14 protein-coding genes are annotated in these 15,638 nt (G+C 66.0%); 8 read left to right on the top strand and 6 right to left on the bottom strand.

Features of this window, described 5'->3' with window-relative positions:
* Positions 1-187: 187 nt before the first annotated feature.
* Positions 188-1,450, top strand: a complete 1,263-nt coding sequence (rho, locus tag F9K20_RS01510; protein ID WP_290997051.1) for a transcription termination factor Rho — start codon at positions 188-190, stop codon at positions 1,448-1,450.
* A gap of 159 nt (positions 1,451-1,609) precedes the next feature.
* Here the strand turns inward: rho and F9K20_RS01505 are convergent, their stop codons facing one another.
* Positions 1,610-2,584 carry a sterol desaturase family protein gene (locus tag F9K20_RS01505; protein ID WP_290997050.1) on the bottom strand — a complete coding sequence of 325 codons (975 nt, stop codon included), beginning with the start codon at positions 2,582-2,584 and terminating at the stop codon, positions 1,610-1,612.
* A gap of 145 nt (positions 2,585-2,729) precedes the next feature.
* Complete coding sequence (locus F9K20_RS01500; protein WP_290997049.1) at positions 2,730-4,757, bottom strand: thioredoxin domain-containing protein; 2,028 nt, start codon at positions 4,755-4,757, stop codon at positions 2,730-2,732.
* Positions 4,758-5,035: 278 nt separating this feature from the next.
* On the opposite strand from F9K20_RS01500, the gene mnmE reads away from it, so the two are divergent.
* The 7 genes from mnmE to coaA all read left to right on the top strand — a co-directional run bounded on the left by mnmE (position 5,036) and on the right by coaA (position 12,138).
* Positions 5,036-6,364 (top strand): tRNA uridine-5-carboxymethylaminomethyl(34) synthesis GTPase MnmE, encoded by a 1,329-nt coding sequence (gene mnmE, locus F9K20_RS01495; RefSeq protein ID WP_290997048.1) that lies wholly within the window; start codon positions 5,036-5,038, stop codon positions 6,362-6,364.
* A gap of 106 nt (positions 6,365-6,470) precedes the next feature.
* Positions 6,471-8,342, top strand: a complete 1,872-nt coding sequence (gene mnmG, locus F9K20_RS01490) for a tRNA uridine-5-carboxymethylaminomethyl(34) synthesis enzyme MnmG (protein ID WP_290997047.1) — start codon at positions 6,471-6,473, stop codon at positions 8,340-8,342.
* Entirely contained in the window at positions 8,342-9,016 is a 675-nt protein-coding gene (gene rsmG, locus F9K20_RS01485) for a 16S rRNA (guanine(527)-N(7))-methyltransferase RsmG (RefSeq protein ID WP_290997124.1), read from the top strand. The genes mnmG and rsmG overlap by 1 nt, the downstream gene beginning before the upstream one ends.
* Positions 9,013-9,837 carry a ParA family protein gene (locus tag F9K20_RS01480; RefSeq protein WP_290997046.1) on the top strand — a complete coding sequence of 275 codons (825 nt, stop codon included), beginning with the start codon at positions 9,013-9,015 and terminating at the stop codon, positions 9,835-9,837. The genes rsmG and F9K20_RS01480 overlap by 4 nt, the downstream gene beginning before the upstream one ends.
* Before the next feature lie 22 nt (positions 9,838-9,859).
* Positions 9,860-10,726 carry a ParB/RepB/Spo0J family partition protein gene (locus F9K20_RS01475; RefSeq protein WP_290997045.1) on the top strand — a complete coding sequence of 289 codons (867 nt, stop codon included), beginning with the start codon at positions 9,860-9,862 and terminating at the stop codon, positions 10,724-10,726.
* A 96-nt stretch (positions 10,727-10,822) separates the two neighbouring features.
* Positions 10,823-11,146 (top strand): phosphoribosyl-ATP diphosphatase, encoded by a 324-nt coding sequence (locus tag F9K20_RS01470; protein WP_290997044.1) that lies wholly within the window; start codon positions 10,823-10,825, stop codon positions 11,144-11,146.
* 29 nt (positions 11,147-11,175) lie between these two features.
* Positions 11,176-12,138 (top strand): type I pantothenate kinase, encoded by a 963-nt coding sequence (gene coaA / locus F9K20_RS01465; protein ID WP_290997043.1) that lies wholly within the window; start codon positions 11,176-11,178, stop codon positions 12,136-12,138.
* An 83-nt stretch (positions 12,139-12,221) separates the two neighbouring features.
* Here coaA and F9K20_RS01460 read toward each other — a convergent pair whose 3' ends face one another.
* The 4 genes from F9K20_RS01460 to F9K20_RS01445 all read right to left on the bottom strand — a co-directional run bounded on the left by F9K20_RS01460 (position 12,222) and on the right by F9K20_RS01445 (position 15,623).
* Positions 12,222-12,788 carry a hypothetical protein gene (locus F9K20_RS01460; RefSeq protein ID WP_290997042.1) on the bottom strand — a complete coding sequence of 189 codons (567 nt, stop codon included), beginning with the start codon at positions 12,786-12,788 and terminating at the stop codon, positions 12,222-12,224.
* A gap of 205 nt (positions 12,789-12,993) precedes the next feature.
* The gene (locus tag F9K20_RS01455; RefSeq protein ID WP_290997041.1) at positions 12,994-13,995 is read right to left on the bottom strand and encodes an adenosine kinase; all 1,002 of its coding nucleotides are present in this window, start codon (positions 13,993-13,995) and stop codon (positions 12,994-12,996) included.
* A gap of 97 nt (positions 13,996-14,092) precedes the next feature.
* A complete protein-coding gene (gene holA / locus F9K20_RS01450) occupies positions 14,093-15,130 on the bottom strand; it encodes a DNA polymerase III subunit delta (RefSeq protein ID WP_290997040.1) in 1,038 nt (345 codons plus the stop codon).
* Between the two features lie 52 nt (positions 15,131-15,182).
* Positions 15,183-15,623, bottom strand: a complete 441-nt coding sequence (locus tag F9K20_RS01445) for a hypothetical protein (protein ID WP_290997039.1) — start codon at positions 15,621-15,623, stop codon at positions 15,183-15,185.
* Positions 15,624-15,638: the final 15 nt, after the last annotated feature.

Here is a 15,638-nt window from a genome sequence, read left to right as displayed (position 1 = left end):
GCTATACGTGAGTTGAATTCCGCATCGACTCGGGGGCCGCTCAGGCCCATGAGTTGGTCGCCAATGCCCTATCGCAAAGGGCAGGGCCGACCGCCCGTGGCGTTGGCCACGATCTACGAAATCCCCCACCTTCCGGCCCGGCATCGCCTTCCCGCCTCAACCGCCGTGGCCCCCCGGAGCGTTATCTATGGAAATGAAGCTCGAAGACCTGAAGCTCAAGTCTCCGACGGAGCTTTTGAGCTTTGCGGAGGAGAACGGCGTCGAGAATGCCAGCACCATGCGCAAACAGGAGCTGATGTTCGCGACGCTGAAGCAGCTCGCCGCCAAAGAAATCGAAATTACCGGCACCGGCGTCGTCGAGGTGCTGCAGGACGGCTTCGGCTTCCTGCGCTCGCCCGATGCCAACTACCTGCCCGGCCCCGACGACATCTATGTCTCGCCCTCGCAGATCCGCCGCTTTGCCCTGCGCTCCGGCGACACGGTCGAGGGCCAGATTCGCTCGCCGAAAGAAGGCGAGCGCTACTTCGCGCTGCTGAAGGTCAATAAGATCAACTTCGAAGACCCCGACGCGACGAAGCACAAGATCCACTTCGACAACCTGACGCCCCTCTACCCCACGAAGTGGCTGAAGCTCGAGACCGAGGATCCGACCATCAAGGATCTCTCCCCGCGCGTCATCGACATCGTGTCGCCGCTCGGCAAGGGCCAGCGCGCTCTCATTGTCGCCCCGCCGCGGACCGGCAAGACGGTGCTGCTGCAGAACATCGCCCACTCCATCACCGCCAACCACCCCGAGTGCTACCTGATCGTGTTGCTCATCGACGAGCGCCCGGAGGAGGTCACCGACATGCAGCGCTCGGTGAAGGGCGAAGTCATCTCCTCGACGTTCGACGAGCCCCCATCGCGCCACGTGCAGGTGTCGGAGATGGTGATCGAGAAGGCCAAGCGCCTTGTCGAGCACAAGCGCGACGTGGTCATCCTGCTCGACTCCATCACCCGTCTCGGCCGCGCCTACAACACGGTGGTGCCGTCCTCCGGCAAGGTCTTGACCGGCGGCGTCGATTCCAACGCGCTGCAGCGCCCGAAGCGCTTCTTCGGCGCCGCGCGCAACATCGAGGAAGGCGGCTCGCTGACCATCATCGCCACGGCGCTGATCGACACCGGCTCGCGCATGGACGAGGTGATCTTCGAAGAGTTCAAGGGCACCGGTAACTCGGAAATTATCCTCGACCGCAAGGTCTCCGACAAGCGCGTGTTCCCGGCCATCGACGTTGCCCGCTCGGGCACCCGCAAGGAGGACCTCCTGGTGCCCAAGGACCAGCTCAAGAAGGTCTACGTGCTGCGCCGCATCTTGAACCCGATGGGTACCATGGACGGCATCGAGTTCCTCATCGACAAGCTGCGCTCGACCAAGACCAACGGCGAGTTCTTCAACTCGATGAACACCTGACGCGCCGAGCCATCACCGAAACGCGAAAGGGCCGCTCGACGAGCGGCCCTTTTTGTTGGGCACGAGTTCGATAGCTTGTAGGCCCTCACCCGTCGCTCAATGCTGCGCATTTCGACCTCTCCCTCCGGGAGAGGTTAGACGGCGGAGAATGCGAGGGACCTACTCCGCGGCGTCGACGATGCGGCGCGCCTCCTGCGCCGCCGTCATCGGCGCCGGCTCGGCCGGCTTCTTGTAGCGCTCCGGCTCGCCCGCGCCTGGCTTGTAGTAGAGCGGGAACAGGAACTGCTCGATGTAGCCCTTGGGGAAGTTCGGCACCTCGTCGACGCCGAGGTCGCCGGCGGCGATGGGGCGCGGCGGCTTCTCGTGGAAGGTGCCGAGGATGCGGTCCCAGATCGTGAGCAGGAGGCCGAAATTGCAGTCGCCCTCGGTGCCCCAATTGACGTGGTGCAGATGATGGATGCGCCCGATCGACAGGTGCTTCTGTAGCGGTCCGAGGCGCGCGTCGACGTTCGAGTGCTGCACGATGAGCGTGATCGAGATGAGGAACCCGAGCATCACCGCCACCGGCACCGGCATGCCGATGATGACCAGCGGCGCATTGGCGACGATCATGTCGATGACCTGGTGCAGCGGATGGCGCAGCACGCCGTTCATGCCGTAGAGGCGCCCCACGCCGTGATGCACCGCGTGCAGCCGCCACAGCGGCGGATAGCGGTGGCTGATGTAGTGCATGACCATGAACATGAAGTCGGAGATGACGAACGCCATCAGCAGCTGCGCCCACATCGGCCACTGCGTCGGCCACAAGCCCTGGAACGGGAACAGCCAGCAGATCACCGGGATCAGCACCACGCCGACGATCGACTGGTACTCGTAGACGAGGATGTGCAGCGTCGTCGCCTGCATGTCGCCGTGCGCGTTGTGATCGTTCCAATCCTCGAAGAACGGCGCGATCTTCTCGGCGCCGAAGGCGGTCGCATAGGCGAGCGCGAGCAGCGGTGCGAGCCACAAGTATGCCCACGGATTGTCGTGCGCGACGACCAGCTCCGTGACTATCAAGTACGCGGCGGCGGTCAGGCCGAACATCATGAAAGGTGCGTAGCCGTACCGCACGATCGCGCGTAGTGCTGGCATCAATGATCTCCGAATCGAGGCGTCACGGCAGCGGGGGGCAACTCATACATTCGCGAACAGCTCCACTTGGCGGTCGGCGTCGTCGCCGACAACGCGCTTGAGCGAAACCGGTTCGAGAATGGCACCTCACGCGTATTGAGCTTGTTTACAAACTGCGTTGTTCTTTCAGCGTCCTAGCGAGCTCGGATGGCTCGGTCAGGGAAGGCGAGCACTGTGGTCCGATGCACACGTAAGCTGTCGCACGTTGGTTAACAGCGTTTTTATCGCGAAGGCCCGGTAACGTGGCACCATTCGCGGTGTCGTTCAAAGCGTACTGCAGCACGCCAGGCAAAGAAATACTTCTGATGACCTTCATCAGCGCACCTCCGCCGTCGAGATGCTGGCCGGCAACGACGACTTGCTGCGGAGCGAGCAAGTCGAATGTACTCGCCAAGAGCCCAGTGTGTGCGACAATGTTACGCCCTACATCACCCGCGAAGGCGGCGAGTAGGGCCGCGGAACGGTCCATGTAGCGCAAATCGCCACTCAACGTGCCGAGTGCGACGAGATTGGCGAGCATGATCGCGTTGGTGTTGGGTGTCGCGTCGTCGCTGCCGGGCCTCAGGCGTGCGATGACGTCGCGTGTATCGTCGGCCGAGGTTGCATATCCGCCACTGCCCTCGACCCAGTAATGCTTGTCGAGGACCTCGACCCACGCCACCGCCTGCTCGAAATAGCGCTGCTCGTTGGTCGCCTCGGAAAGGCGCAGCGCCGCCCAGATCATGTTGGCGTAGTCGGACGCCGTCGCCGGCGCCTTCGCCTTCCCGTCACGGTACGCATGCTTGAGCCGGCCACCTTCGCTCATGTGCCTGGCGACGAAATCGAAGGCGCGCTTGGCGACCTCGAGCCACGCGGGTCGCTCGAAGACGACCGAGGCACGCGCTAAGGCCGCGATCATCAGCCCGTTCCAATCGGCCAGCACCTTGTCGTCCCAGCCGGGGCGCACGCGCTTGTCACGCTCGGCGAGCAGTTTGGCGCGCAGCGCCTTCAGCCGGGCCTCATCATCGGCCGATCGCGGCTGCAGACTGCCGAGCCGGTTGAGGATGTTGTGGCCTTCCCAGTTGCCTTCGGTGGTGACGTCGTAGAGGTGCGCGAAGAAGCGGCCGTCGTCCTCGCCGAGCACGCGCAGCACGTCCTCGAGCGTCCACAGGTAGAACTTGCCTTCTTCACCTTCCGAGTCGGCATCGAGCGAGGCAGCAAAGCCGCCGCCCGCGGCGATCATCTCGCGCTCCAGCCATTCCACCGTCTCGGCGACGCGCACCCTGTAAAGCTCCGAGCCCGTCTCCCGGTAGACCTCGGTCATCAACTCGATGAGCAGCGCGTTGTCGTAGAGCATCTTCTCGAAGTGCGGGACGAGCCAGCGCTCATCGACCGAGTAGCGCGCAAAGCCGCCGCCGACGTGATCGTAGATGCCGCCCTGGCAGATGTTATCGAGGGTCAGGGCGACGGCGGCGCGCGCCGGCGCGTGGTCGTAGCGGATGCCGCCGCGCCACAGGAGCCACAAGAAGCTCCACTGCGGAAACTTTGGCGCGCCCTGCAAACCGCCATGCACCGGATCGATGGCCGGCACCATGCGCGTCGTCAGGTCCTTGAGCAGGCGATCATCGATCACCGGGCCGCGCGCAGGCTCGTGCGGTCGCTCCACGGCCGCGGTCAGCGCGCGCGCATTCTCCGCTACCTTCTTCGGCTCCTCGCGGAACACCGCCGCGACGCGCTTGAGGACATCGACGAACGCCGGCCGGCCGAAGCGATGCTGCTTGGGGAAGTACGTGCCGCCCCACACCGGGCGTGCCTCGCTGTCGAGGAACATGGTCAGTGGCCAGCCGCCCTGCTCGCCGAGAGCATGCAGCGCGCCCATGTAGATGGCGTCGATGTCGGGCCGCTCCTCGCGATCGACCTTTATGTTCACGTAGAGGTCGTTCATCACCGCCGCCGTCGCCTCGTCCTCGAAGCTCTCGTGCGCCATGACATGGCACCAGTGGCAGGCGGCATAGCCCACCGATAGGAGTATCGGCTTGCCGGAGCGCTTGGCCTCGGCCAGGGCTTCCGGTCCCCATGCCCACCAGTGGACCGGGTTGTGTGCGTGCTGCAGGAGATAGGGGCTCGTCTCCTGGCCGAGGCGGTTCTGGCTCATGACGATCCCTTGGCTGGTGGGGGCCGGATGTTGCGGCCCGCGGCTAACATGGGCCCTTAACGCCGTAACCGCCAGCGGGGCTCCCAGGTGTCATCCTCGGGCTTGTCCCGAGGACCCAAGGATCCACAGGCTCCGACGTCACCGGCTTGAAGCAAGGAAGCGATTTCTCCTTCTGCCGTCGGGGTTGGTTAGGCCGTGGGTCCTCGGCATAAAGCCGAGGATGACAGTGAAGGAACGGTGATGATTGCGAAAACTGGCGGTGCGATCTAGTCCGGTGCATGGCTGAGGCACAGACCATCTTTGCGCTATCGAGCGCCCCCGGGCGGGCGGGCATCGCCGTGGTGCGTGTCAGCGGCCCCGCTGCGGGCGCCGTCGTCGATATCTTAGCGCCGCCGCGGCCAGTGAACCGCATCGCTGCCCTGCGCCGCATCCGCGATCCGCAGAGCAGCGAGATCATCGACGAGGCCCTCGTACTGTGGTTCGCCGCCCCGCGCACCGAGACCGGCGAGGACATGGTGGAGCTGCACCTGCACGGCAGCCCCGCCGTCGTCAAAGCCGTTCTCGCCACCCTTGGCCGCCAACCCGGCTGCCGTCTGGCCGAGCCGGGCGAGTTCGCGCGCCGTGCCTTCAACAACGGCAAGCTCGACCTGGCGCAGGTCGAAGGCCTCGCCGATCTCATCGATGCGGAGACGGAGGCGCAGCGGCACCAGGCCCTGGCGCAGATGCGCGGCGCTCTGTCGGATCTCTACGAGGGCTGGCGCCGCGACCTGCTCGAAGCGAGCGCCCTAGTCGAGGCGGCTATCGACTTCAGCGACGAGGGCGACGTTGCGGGGGATGCCTTCGAGCGCGCACGCGGCATCGTCGCGACCTTGCACGCTGCGATCGCCGCGCACCTCGCCGATGGCAACCGCGGCGAGATCCTGCGCGAGGGCTTCCGCGTCGTGCTGGCGGGGCCGCCGAACTCGGGCAAGTCGAGCCTCCTGAACGCGCTCGCGCGGCGCGAAGCCGCCATCGTGTCGGAGGAGGCCGGCACGACGCGCGATGTCATCGAGGTGCGCCTCGACCTCGACGGCCTGCCAGTGATCGTCTCTGACACGGCCGGCATCCGCGAGCCGCTGGGGGCGATCGAGAAGGAAGGCATCCGGCGCACGCTGGCGCACGCCCGGGAAGCGGATCTCGTCCTTTGGCTCAGCGATGCCTCGGAGCCGCCGGTCGCGCCGCCGCCCGACGTTTCGGCCCGCGGAGGCAAGTGCTTTCTCACCCTGGCCAGCAAGATAGATATCCCCGGTGCTTCGGCCGCGGGAATGCTCGCCATCTCATCCAAGACCGGTGCGGGGCTACCCGAGCTCATCCAGCGGGTGGCGGGGCTAGCGCGCGAGCGCATCGGCGATCTGCACGCGCCGGCAATCACGCATGCAAGGCAGCGCAACTCGCTGCAAGTTTGTCTTCGTGCATTGCAGGATTTCATCACCCTGCCGGCCAGCGAGCAGGAGCTGCGTGCCGAGGACCTGCGCATCGCCGTCCACGCGCTGGGGCGCATCACCGGCCGCGTCGACGTCGAGGACGTGCTGGGGGAAATCTTCGGCCGTTTCTGCATCGGCAAATAGCCGCCGGTGTTTCACGTGAAACGGGTTGTTAACCATGCTGACGGCCTTTGATTTGCGGCCCCTCTGGCGCTAGTTTCCCGCACCGAAACCCCGGATTTGCATTTCAATGTCCGACGCGAAATTCGAAGTGATCGTGGTGGGCGGCGGCCACGCCGGCTGCGAGGCCGCGGCCGCAGCCGCGCGCATGGGCGCTAGGACAGCATTGGTGACCCATACCTTCGCCACCGTCGGCGAGATGTCCTGCAATCCGGCCATCGGCGGCCTCGGCAAGGGCCATCTGGTGCGCGAGGTCGACGCCCTCGACGGCCTGATGGGCCGCGTCGCCGACGCCGCCGGCATACAGTTCCGGCTGCTGAACCGCTCCAAGGGGCCCGCCGTGCAGGGGCCGCGCGCCCAGGCCGACCGCAAGTTGTACCGGCAGGCCATGCAGGCGGCCATCCGCGCCACGCCCAACCTCGAGGTCGTCGAGGGCGGCGTCGAGGACCTGATCGTCCAGCATGGCCGCGTGTGCGGCGTCGTCACCGGCGACGGCCGCAGGCTTGGCGCGGGCGCCGTGGTGCTGACCACCGGCACCTTCCTCAATGGCCTCATCCACCTCGGCGAGCAGCAGATTCCCGCCGGCCGCGTCGGCGAAGCCCCTGCGCGTAAGCTGTCAGAGCGGCTCTATGGCTTGGGGCTACAACTGGGTCGCTTGAAGACTGGCACCCCGGCCCGCCTGTCCCGGGCGTCGATCGATTGGGATAGCCTCGAGCAGCAGGCGGCGGACGATCCGCCGGTGCCGTTCTCCTTCGTGACCGAGCGCATAACGGTGCCGCAGGTCAGCTGCGCCATCACCCGCACCACCGAGGCGGCACACGCCATCATCCGCGCAAACCTCGGCCGGTCGGCCATGTATTCCGGCCAGATTTCATCGACTGGGCCGCGCTACTGCCCGTCGATCGAGGACAAGGTGGTGCGCTTTGCCGGCCGCGAGACGCACCAGGTGTTCCTCGAGCCGGAGGGCCTCGACGACGACACCGTCTATCCCAACGGCATCTCCACCTCGCTGCCCGCGGAGGTGCAAGAGGCCTTCATCCGCACGATGCCTGGCCTTGAAGGGGCCGTCATCAAGCGGCCCGGCTACGCCATCGAGTACGACTACGTCGACCCGCGCGAGCTCTCCCCGGCGCTTCACGTGAAACGGTTGCCGGGGTTGTTCCTGGCCGGGCAGATCAACGGCACGACGGGGTACGAGGAGGCGGCGGCCCAGGGCTTGGCTGCCGGCATCAACGCGGCGCTGCTGGCGGGGGGCGGCGCACCCAACTTCGTCATCTCGCGCGCCGACGGCTATCTCGGCGTGATGATCGACGACCTCATCACCCGCGGCGTTTCCGAGCCCTACCGCATGTTCACCTCGCGCGCCGAGTACCGGCTGCGGCTGCGCGCCGACAATGCCGACCAGCGGCTGACACCACTCGGCTCCGACGTCGGTTGTGTTGGCGTTGCAAGGCGAGTTGCCTACGAGGCCAAGGCCGCGGCCCTGCAAGACGCGGGCTCGATGCTGAGGGGGCTTTCCCTGACCCCGACCGAGGCGGGTCGGCATGGCCTCGATGTCAACCGCGATGGTCGGCGGCGCTCGGCCTTTGATCTGCTCGCTCTCCCTGGCGTCGACATCGAGCGCCTGGCCGGCATCTGGCCGCAGATCGGCGCCATCGCGCCGGCCATCGCAACGCAGGTCGCGGTCGACGCCCGCTATGCCTCCTACGTCGAGCGCCAGGAGCTCGACGTCGCCGCCCTGCGCAAGGATGAGGCGTTGAACATCCCGGCCGATTTCGACTTCGCGGGACTGCCCGGCCTGTCGACCGAGGTGCGCCAAAAGCTCGACCGGCATCGCCCGGCGAGCCTCGCCCAGGCGGCGCGCATCGACGGCGTGACGCCGGCGGCGCTGCTGCTGCTGCTCGCCCAGCTCAAGGCGGCTCCAGCCAGGAAGTCGGCGTGATGGGGCGCGCCGCGACGGCCGAGATCAGGAACGCCGACGACTTTGCACGCGCCTTCAACGTTTCACGTGAAACGATTGATAAACTTCTGGCTTACGAGACGCTGCTGCGCCAGTGGCAGAAGACCATCAACCTCGTCGCGCCGAGCACCCTCGATGCCGTCTGGTCGCGGCATTTCGCCGATTCGGCCCAGCTTCTCGCCATGGCTCCGCCGGACGCCAAGCGCTGGCTCGACCTCGGCTCCGGCGCCGGATTCCCTGGCCTCGTGCTGGCCGTTATGCTCGCCGGCCGCGCGGGCGCTAAAGTCACCCTCATCGAGAGCGACACGCGCAAGGCTGCCTTCCTCGCCGAGGTGGCAAGACGCACCGGAGCACCTGTGGACATCCGCCCCGAGCGAATCGAAAAGATCGCGACTCAATCTAAGCTTGGTCCTGTCGACGTGATCACCGCACGCGCGTTGGCGCCCTTGCCGCGTCTCCTCGAGCTGGCGGCCCCGGCCTTCTCCGCCCACACGGTCGGGCTGTTCCTCAAGGGCCGCGAAGCAGAGAGCGAGGTCGACGCGGCCAGGGAGCGGTGGGCGTTCGAGGGCACGCTGCGGCCCAGCCTGACAGACGCCGGTGGTCGAATCGTCGTAATCCGCGCGTTAGAGGCAAAAATGGAGGGTCAACCGGGATGAGCGCGACGAGAGCCGGGGACGCCCGGACACTGGCGATCGCCAATCAAAAGGGCGGCGTCGGCAAGACGACGACGGCAATCAACCTCGGCACGGCACTCGCTTCGATCGGCGAGCGCGTGCTGGTCATCGACCTCGACCCGCAGGGTAATGCCTCGACGGGGCTCGGGATCGACATCGACAGCCGCCCCAAGACCTCGTTCGATGTGCTGACGAGCGGCGCTGGCCTCATGGAGTGCGCGCTGCCGACGGCCGTGCCGGGGCTTTACGTGGTGCCGGCCAACTCCGACCTCGTCGGCATCGAGGTCGAGCTGACCGATGCCAACCGCCCGTATCGCCTGCGCGACGCGGTGTCGGCGCTCATCGCGAAGCAGCGCACGCTCCCGGCCGACCAGACCTTCAACTACGTGCTGATCGACTGCCCGCCGTCACTCAACCTTTTGACGCTCAACGCGCTGTCGGCGGCGAACGCCGTGCTGGTGCCGGTGCAGTGCGAGTTCTTCGCCCTGGAAGGCATCTCGCAGCTCAAGGAATCGATCGACCAGATCCGCGCCACGCTCAACCCGGCGCTGGAAATCCAGGGCGTCGTTCTGACCATGCACGACGCGCGCACCTCGCTGTCGAAGGAGGTGGCCGAGAACGTGCGCGCCTTCTTCGGGCCGAAGGTCTACGAGACCATCATCCCGCGCAACACGCGTGTGGCCGAGGCTCCGTCGCACGGCAAGCCGATCCTGCTCTACGATTTCGACTGCGCCGGCAGCCAGGCGTACATCAAGCTCGCCACCGAGATCATCGAGCGCGAGCGCCGCAACCAGGCCGCCTGACAACAACTCCCGACGAGGACCCATGAACGCCCCCCTGCCAAGCCGTCTAGGTCGCGGGCTCGCCGCGTTGATGAAAGAGCCGGTGCCGGGCGCCGCACCGCTGCCGCCGGAAGGCCAGCAGCGCATGGTGCCGACGGCGGATGTGCGTCCGAGCCGGCTCAACCCGCGCAAGGACTTCCGCGACGAGGAACTAGCCGAGCTCACCGAATCGATCCGCTCCAAGGGGCTCGTGCAGCCGATCATCGTGCGCCCTGCCGAGGGTGGGTATGAGATCGTCGCCGGCGAGCGCCGCTGGCGCGCGGCGCAAAAGGCCGGTCTGCATACGATGCCGGTGATCGCGCGCGACCTCACCGACAAAGAGGTGCTCGAGCTCGCCATTATCGAGAACGTGCAGCGCGCCGACCTCAACGCCATCGAGGAGGCGACCGGCTATCGCGAGCTGATCGAGCGCTTCGACTACAGCCAGGAGCAGCTGTCGGAGATCATCGGCAAGTCGCGCAGCCACGTCGCCAACACGTTGCGCCTCCTGAAGCTGCCTGACGGTGTGCAGACCATGGTGCAAGACGGGCGCCTGACGGCGGGTCACGCCCGCGCCCTCATCGGCCGCGACGACGCCGAGAACCTCGCGCAGCGCATCCTCAATGAGAGCCTCAACGTGCGCGAGGTCGAGGCGCTGGTGCAGAGCGGCGAGGCGGCTTCTAGCACCTTCACGCCGCGCACCGCGCGCGAGAAGGACCCCGACACCAAGGCCTTCGAGAAGGACCTCTCCAACGTCCTCGGGCTCAAGGTCGAGATCAAGCGCGGCTCCGGCGAGAGCGGCAATCTGATCATCAAGTTCGGCAACTTCGACCAGCTGGACTACATCCGCCAGCGGCTGGGCGGCAGCTGATCGGGGTCCCGCGACTTGACGCCAAGGGCGCCTTGCTGCATCTGCCGGACGCGATAACCCCTTGCGTCCGTTGAGGATCGCCCCCATGAGCCCCACATGAGCGACAACGTGCTGCTGCAACTTGCGGCAACCATCAGCGCCCGCCGTGCGGCGGCGCCGGACAGCTCGTATACGCGCCAGCTACTCGATGCCGGCCCCGCGCGCTGTGCCAAGAAGCTCGGCGAAGAGGCGATCGAAACGGTCATTGCCGGCACGGGCGAGAGCGACGAACAGCTAAAGGCAGAAGCCGCGGATCTCCTCTATCATTTGCTGGTGCTTCTGGAGAGCCGCGGCGTTTCCATCGCCGACGTGCTGGCCGTGCTCGACAAGCGCCAGGGTACGTCCGGCCTGAAAGAGAAGGCTGAGCGCGGCCAGCGCTGATATAATTAGAATAATTTGGGCGCTCGGCGATGACCGCGATGTCCTATCCCGCGAACCTGCAGTTCTCGCCCTATCGCGTATTCCAACGCGACGAGTGGGCGCGACTGCGCCTCGATACGCCGATGACCCTCAAGGAGAGCGAGCTTGAGCAGCTCTCCGGCCTCATCGAGGAGCTGTCGGTCGACGAGGTGGAGCAGATCTACCTGCCCATGTCGCGCCTGTTGAATCTCTACGTGGCGGCGTCGCAGCAGCTGCATTCGGTGTCGTCGAAGTTTCTTAGCCGCACCGACGGCAAGGTGCCCTTCATCATCGGTGTCGGCGGCTCGGTGGCGGTCGGCAAGAGCACCACCGCGCGCGTTCTCAAGGCGCTGTTGGCGCGCTGGCCGGACCACCCGCGCGTCGATCAAATCACCACCGACGGCTTCCTGTTGCCCAATGCCGAGCTGGAGCGCCGGCAAATCATGGATCGCAAGGGGTTTCCCGAGAGCTTCGATACGGCGCGCCTGCTGAACTTCCTCGCCAGCGTGAAGTCGGGGGTGAAGCGCGTCGAGGCGCCCATCTATTCGCACTTCCACTATGACATCCTCCCCGATCAGAAGGTCGTCATCGAAAGCCCCGACATCCTCATCGTCGAAGGCCTCAACGTGCTGCAGCCGGCGCGCATGCCACGCGGCGGAGAAGCCATCCCGTTCGTGTCGGACTTCTTCGATTTCTCGATCTATCTCGACGCTGATCCGGGGGTGATCGAGGAATGGTACGTGACCCGCTTCATGCGCCTGCGCACAACCGCGTTCCGCGACCCGGCCGCCTACTTCCACCAGTACGCCAGCCTGTCGCCGGAGGCCGCACGGGTGCGTGCGACCGAGATCTGGCGCTCAATCAACCTGAAGAACCTCGAGGAAAACATCCTGCCGACGCGTCAGAGGGCAAGTCTCATCCTGCGCAAGGAGGCCGACCACCACGTCGAGTCGGTGGCGCTGCGCAAGCTCTAGCAGAGATAAAAAAAGGACCGCCTGGGGAGGCGGCCCGTCAAGTGACGCGCTCTAGCTCTGGTCGTAAGTGCAGGGAGTGCCGCTCAGTGGAGGCGCGGCTTCAGCGGTTTTCGCGGCGTCATGGCCGCGACGACGAAAGCGCCGACGGCGAGTTGACCTCGCATGGCGATTTCGATCGCCGGTAATTGCAGCCAGTGCCGGGCCAGCACTGTCTGCTGTTCTATCGCCTTCGTCGTCGCCCAAAGCCCAAGGTCACACCAGATTGCGAGCAGCGGCGGCTGCGGCAACGCGTGGGCGGCGTCGGCGGCGATAGTCTCTTCCGGCACAGCAATCGGTGCTGCCGGGATATGGGTGCGCAGGCTGGCGAGCTGCCGCCGCGAGTTCGGCTGCGCCGGGCTGTGACGTGCGAGGGCGTGGCCGTTGCTGCGGAAGCTGTGGCGGGCATCGGCCATCAAGCGCGCCTGATCCATGCGGAACTTGTCGCGCAGGCGGCGAATGGCGGAGGGGTCCTCGACGCCAAGCGAGCGGATGGCGGTGGTCGGCTTGAGCGTAGGGTTGGCGGCGAGAAGCGCCGCGAGGCTCTTGAGCTGTTGGCTGTCGTCGAGGCCGCTACCCTTCGGACGCCCGTAACGCGCGTGCATGGTCGGCATGCAATCGGTCCCCATGACCATTCAATTCGTCGACTTCTAAATCGGCTCGAATCGCTATGTGGATTATGTTTGTACGTCAGGGCGTTGCCAGGGAGAATAAATGTCTTGTAGCAACTAGTTTGTGCAATCGGCGGTTATTGTGGCGCAAATGCATCCGCAAATTGTATCGCGCACCGCAGGCTGACGAATATCCGTGCGAGGAGCGTCAGCGTGTGATGAGGCCTTCCTGTCTGGCGATCGCTGAGAGCGGCTGCTCGGGTCGTGCACCAATGTGGCTGATCACCTCGGCGGCGGCGAGGCTGCCGAGCCGCCCGCAGTCGGCGGGCTTCAGGTTGCGGGTGTACCCGTAGAGGAAGCCCGACGCGTAGAGATCGCCGGCGCCGGTAGCATCGACAACCTCGTCGACCCGAACCGGGCGCACCTGCACCGTCTCTCTGGCGGTGACGATGAGCGACCCGGCCTCCGAGCGCGTGAGTACTGCGATCTCGCATTCGCCACGCACCGCTGCAACGGCCTCTTCGAAGCTGTTCACCTCGTAGAGCGCGGTGATCTCTTTCTCGTTGGCGAACAGGATGTCGGTGCCGTTCTTGACCAGGTTGCGGAAATCGGCCCGATGGCGGTCGACACAGAACGCGTCCGACAACGAAAGTGCGGTCTTGCGCCCGGCTTTGGCGGCGATGCCGGCGGCGGCGTAGAACGCCTCCTTGGCCTCCGGTTTGTCGAACAGGTAGCCCTCGAGATACGTGACCTTGGAGGCAGCGATCATCGCCGCGTCGACCTCGCGGACGCCAAGCTCGGTGCTGGCGCCGAGGAAGGTGTTCATCGTGCGCTCGCCGTCAGGGGTCACGAGGATGAGGCAGACGGCGGTCGGCAGGCCGCTGGTCGCCGGGTTGGTGTCGTATGCGACGCCGGCCGCGCGAATATCGTGCCAGAACACCTTGCCGAACTGATCGTCGGCAACGCGCCCGATGAAAGCGCCGCGGCCGCCGAACGAAGCCAAGCCGGCGACGGTATTGGCGGCGGAGCCGCCCGAGCGCTCGATGGACGGCCCCATCAGTCCGTAAAGCCTGTCCGCCTCCTGCGCATCTATCAGGCGCATGAAGCCCTTGGCGAGGTCGTGCTTCGACAGAAATCCGTCGTCACAGCGTCCGATGATGTCGACGATGGCATTGCCGATGCCGACAACGTCGTAGCGCGTCTCTTGCATGAACCCCCCAATGTCAGGATTGGCGCACTATAGGCACCACGCCGCGACGGACAAGTCGGCCAAGACTGAGATGCCCAAGAACCGGCCGCCCGCGCGGCTAACTGACGCCTCGGGCGGGGGCGGGGCGCGCCGCCCGTGCCAGCGCCATCAAGAGCTCCTCGGTTATCGCCTCCTCCAGGGCGGGGGTCAGGCGTGCGGCCTTGGCCGCCTCGGCGGCACGCGCTAGCGCCTGGGCAAGGCGCGGCGACGTCCACAACCGGCACTGCAGCGCGATGGCGTCCTTCTGCTTGAAATGAACGGGCGGACGTTGTTGGCGGATGATATCCTCGAACGAAGCGCCGGCATCGAGATCGGTGCGGATGCGGTGCAGCCGCTGCAGGTGCCGCTGCAGCGCGCCGATGACCATTTGCGGGCTTTCGCCAGCGGCCACGGCACGCGAGAACTCGGCGATGGCGCGTGCGCCTTGGCCGCCGGCGGCGGCGTTAAGGGTGCGGTCGATGGCGAGCTCGGAAGCGTCGCCGACGATGGCCTCGATGTCAGCGGCTTCGATCTGGGTCTTGCCGGCCGCGTATAGCGCCAGCTTCTCGATCTCGCCGCGCGAGAGGACGCGGTCGGCGCCGATGCGGGCTGCGAGCAGCTCGCGAGCGTCGGCGGTGATGGCGAGGCCATGCGCCTTCAAGGTCTCGCGGATGAGGCCTTCGATGTCGGCCGCTTCGTCGGCATAGCAGGCGACGGCGGCGGCCTGCGCAGACTTCTCGAACAGCGTGCGCAGCGGGTCCGTAGGGCGCAAGTTACCCGCTTCGACAATCAACGTCGCTGCCAGCGTGCCGCCTTCGAGTAATGGCTGTAGCGCCGCCGCCGTAATGCGACGCCCGGCCGTCGCGCGCACGACCTTCGAGCCGCCGAACATCGGGATGGTCTGCAGCTCCACGGCGAGCCGATCGGGATCGGCATCGAGATCGGCATCGTCGATACGGATGCTTTCGCCGCTATCGCGCGCCGCAACCAACGCGGCAAGTTTCATCGCGCGCTCGGAAACGAGCCCAGCGTCGCTTCCATAGAAAAGCACCGCGGGAACCTTGGGCCCCGGCGGGTTGAGGAACGACTGAGCCTGGTGCGCTTTGATGGCAACCATGATTGCGCGCCGTCATAGCATATGACGATAGCGCGGCGTCAGGCCGAAGCGATCAGGCGTTGCCGGATAGGTATGCCGCGAGGCGGCCCTTCAGCTCTTCGCCAACGGTCTTGGCCGCACGGTCCTCGGCCTCTTGGCGCGCGCGCACGTTGGCAAACACCGAATCGAAGCGCTGGAAGGCGATGCGGCCGTTGCTCTCGCCGGTCAGCGCCACGGACCGATCGGCGAGCCGAACGAGGCGGAAGCTGGTGTTGAGATTGTAGACGCTGCCCGAGGAGTTGCCGTCGATCTGCACCAGCGTCGGGGTGATCGACTCCCGGATGATGATCTCCAGGCGATAGACCGGCTGGGCGGCGAGACCGCCACCGGTGGACTGATAGATCAGCTCGTTGCGCAGTCGCTGGCCGACGCGACCCGGGATGGGTGCAATCTCGAGTTCGGCAAGCTTTTGATTGACGTCGGGACCGCCGACGATGGCGCTCGAGGCATACATCGGACGGAATCCGCT

Source organism: Hyphomicrobium sp., assembly GCF_009026145.1.
In the GTDB taxonomy this organism is placed as follows: domain Bacteria; phylum Pseudomonadota; class Alphaproteobacteria; order Rhizobiales; family Hyphomicrobiaceae; genus Hyphomicrobium_A.
This window is presented reverse-complemented; position numbering and strand designations above follow the sequence as displayed.

What these genes read in the sequence shown, in the direction of transcription:
- F9K20_RS01455 (WP_290997041.1), bottom strand. Translation starts at nt 13,995, where the DNA reads ATGCAAGAGACGCGCTACGACGTTGTCGGCATCGGCAATGCCATCGTC.
- F9K20_RS01470 (WP_290997044.1), top strand. Translation starts at nt 10,823, where the DNA reads ATGAGCGACAACGTGCTGCTGCAACTTGCGGCAACCATCAGCGCCCGC.
- F9K20_RS01500 (WP_290997049.1), bottom strand. Translation starts at nt 4,757, where the DNA reads ATGAGCCAGAACCGCCTCGGCCAGGAGACGAGCCCCTATCTCCTGCAG.
- holA (WP_290997040.1), bottom strand. Translation starts at nt 15,130, where the DNA reads ATGGTTGCCATCAAAGCGCACCAGGCTCAGTCGTTCCTCAACCCGCCG.
- rsmG (WP_290997124.1), top strand. Translation starts at nt 8,342, where the DNA reads ATGGGGCGCGCCGCGACGGCCGAGATCAGGAACGCCGACGACTTTGCA.
- F9K20_RS01445 (WP_290997039.1), bottom strand. Translation starts at nt 15,623, where the DNA reads ATGTATGCCTCGAGCGCCATCGTCGGCGGTCCCGACGTCAATCAAAAG.
- F9K20_RS01460 (WP_290997042.1), bottom strand. Translation starts at nt 12,788, where the DNA reads ATGCCGACCATGCACGCGCGTTACGGGCGTCCGAAGGGTAGCGGCCTC.
- F9K20_RS01480 (WP_290997046.1), top strand. Translation starts at nt 9,013, where the DNA reads ATGAGCGCGACGAGAGCCGGGGACGCCCGGACACTGGCGATCGCCAAT.
- F9K20_RS01475 (WP_290997045.1), top strand. Translation starts at nt 9,860, where the DNA reads ATGAACGCCCCCCTGCCAAGCCGTCTAGGTCGCGGGCTCGCCGCGTTG.
- mnmG (WP_290997047.1), top strand. Translation starts at nt 6,471, where the DNA reads ATGTCCGACGCGAAATTCGAAGTGATCGTGGTGGGCGGCGGCCACGCC.
- mnmE (WP_290997048.1), top strand. Translation starts at nt 5,036, where the DNA reads ATGGCTGAGGCACAGACCATCTTTGCGCTATCGAGCGCCCCCGGGCGG.
- coaA (WP_290997043.1), top strand. Translation starts at nt 11,176, where the DNA reads ATGACCGCGATGTCCTATCCCGCGAACCTGCAGTTCTCGCCCTATCGC.
- F9K20_RS01505 (WP_290997050.1), bottom strand. Translation starts at nt 2,584, where the DNA reads ATGCCAGCACTACGCGCGATCGTGCGGTACGGCTACGCACCTTTCATG.
- rho (WP_290997051.1), top strand. Translation starts at nt 188, where the DNA reads ATGGAAATGAAGCTCGAAGACCTGAAGCTCAAGTCTCCGACGGAGCTT.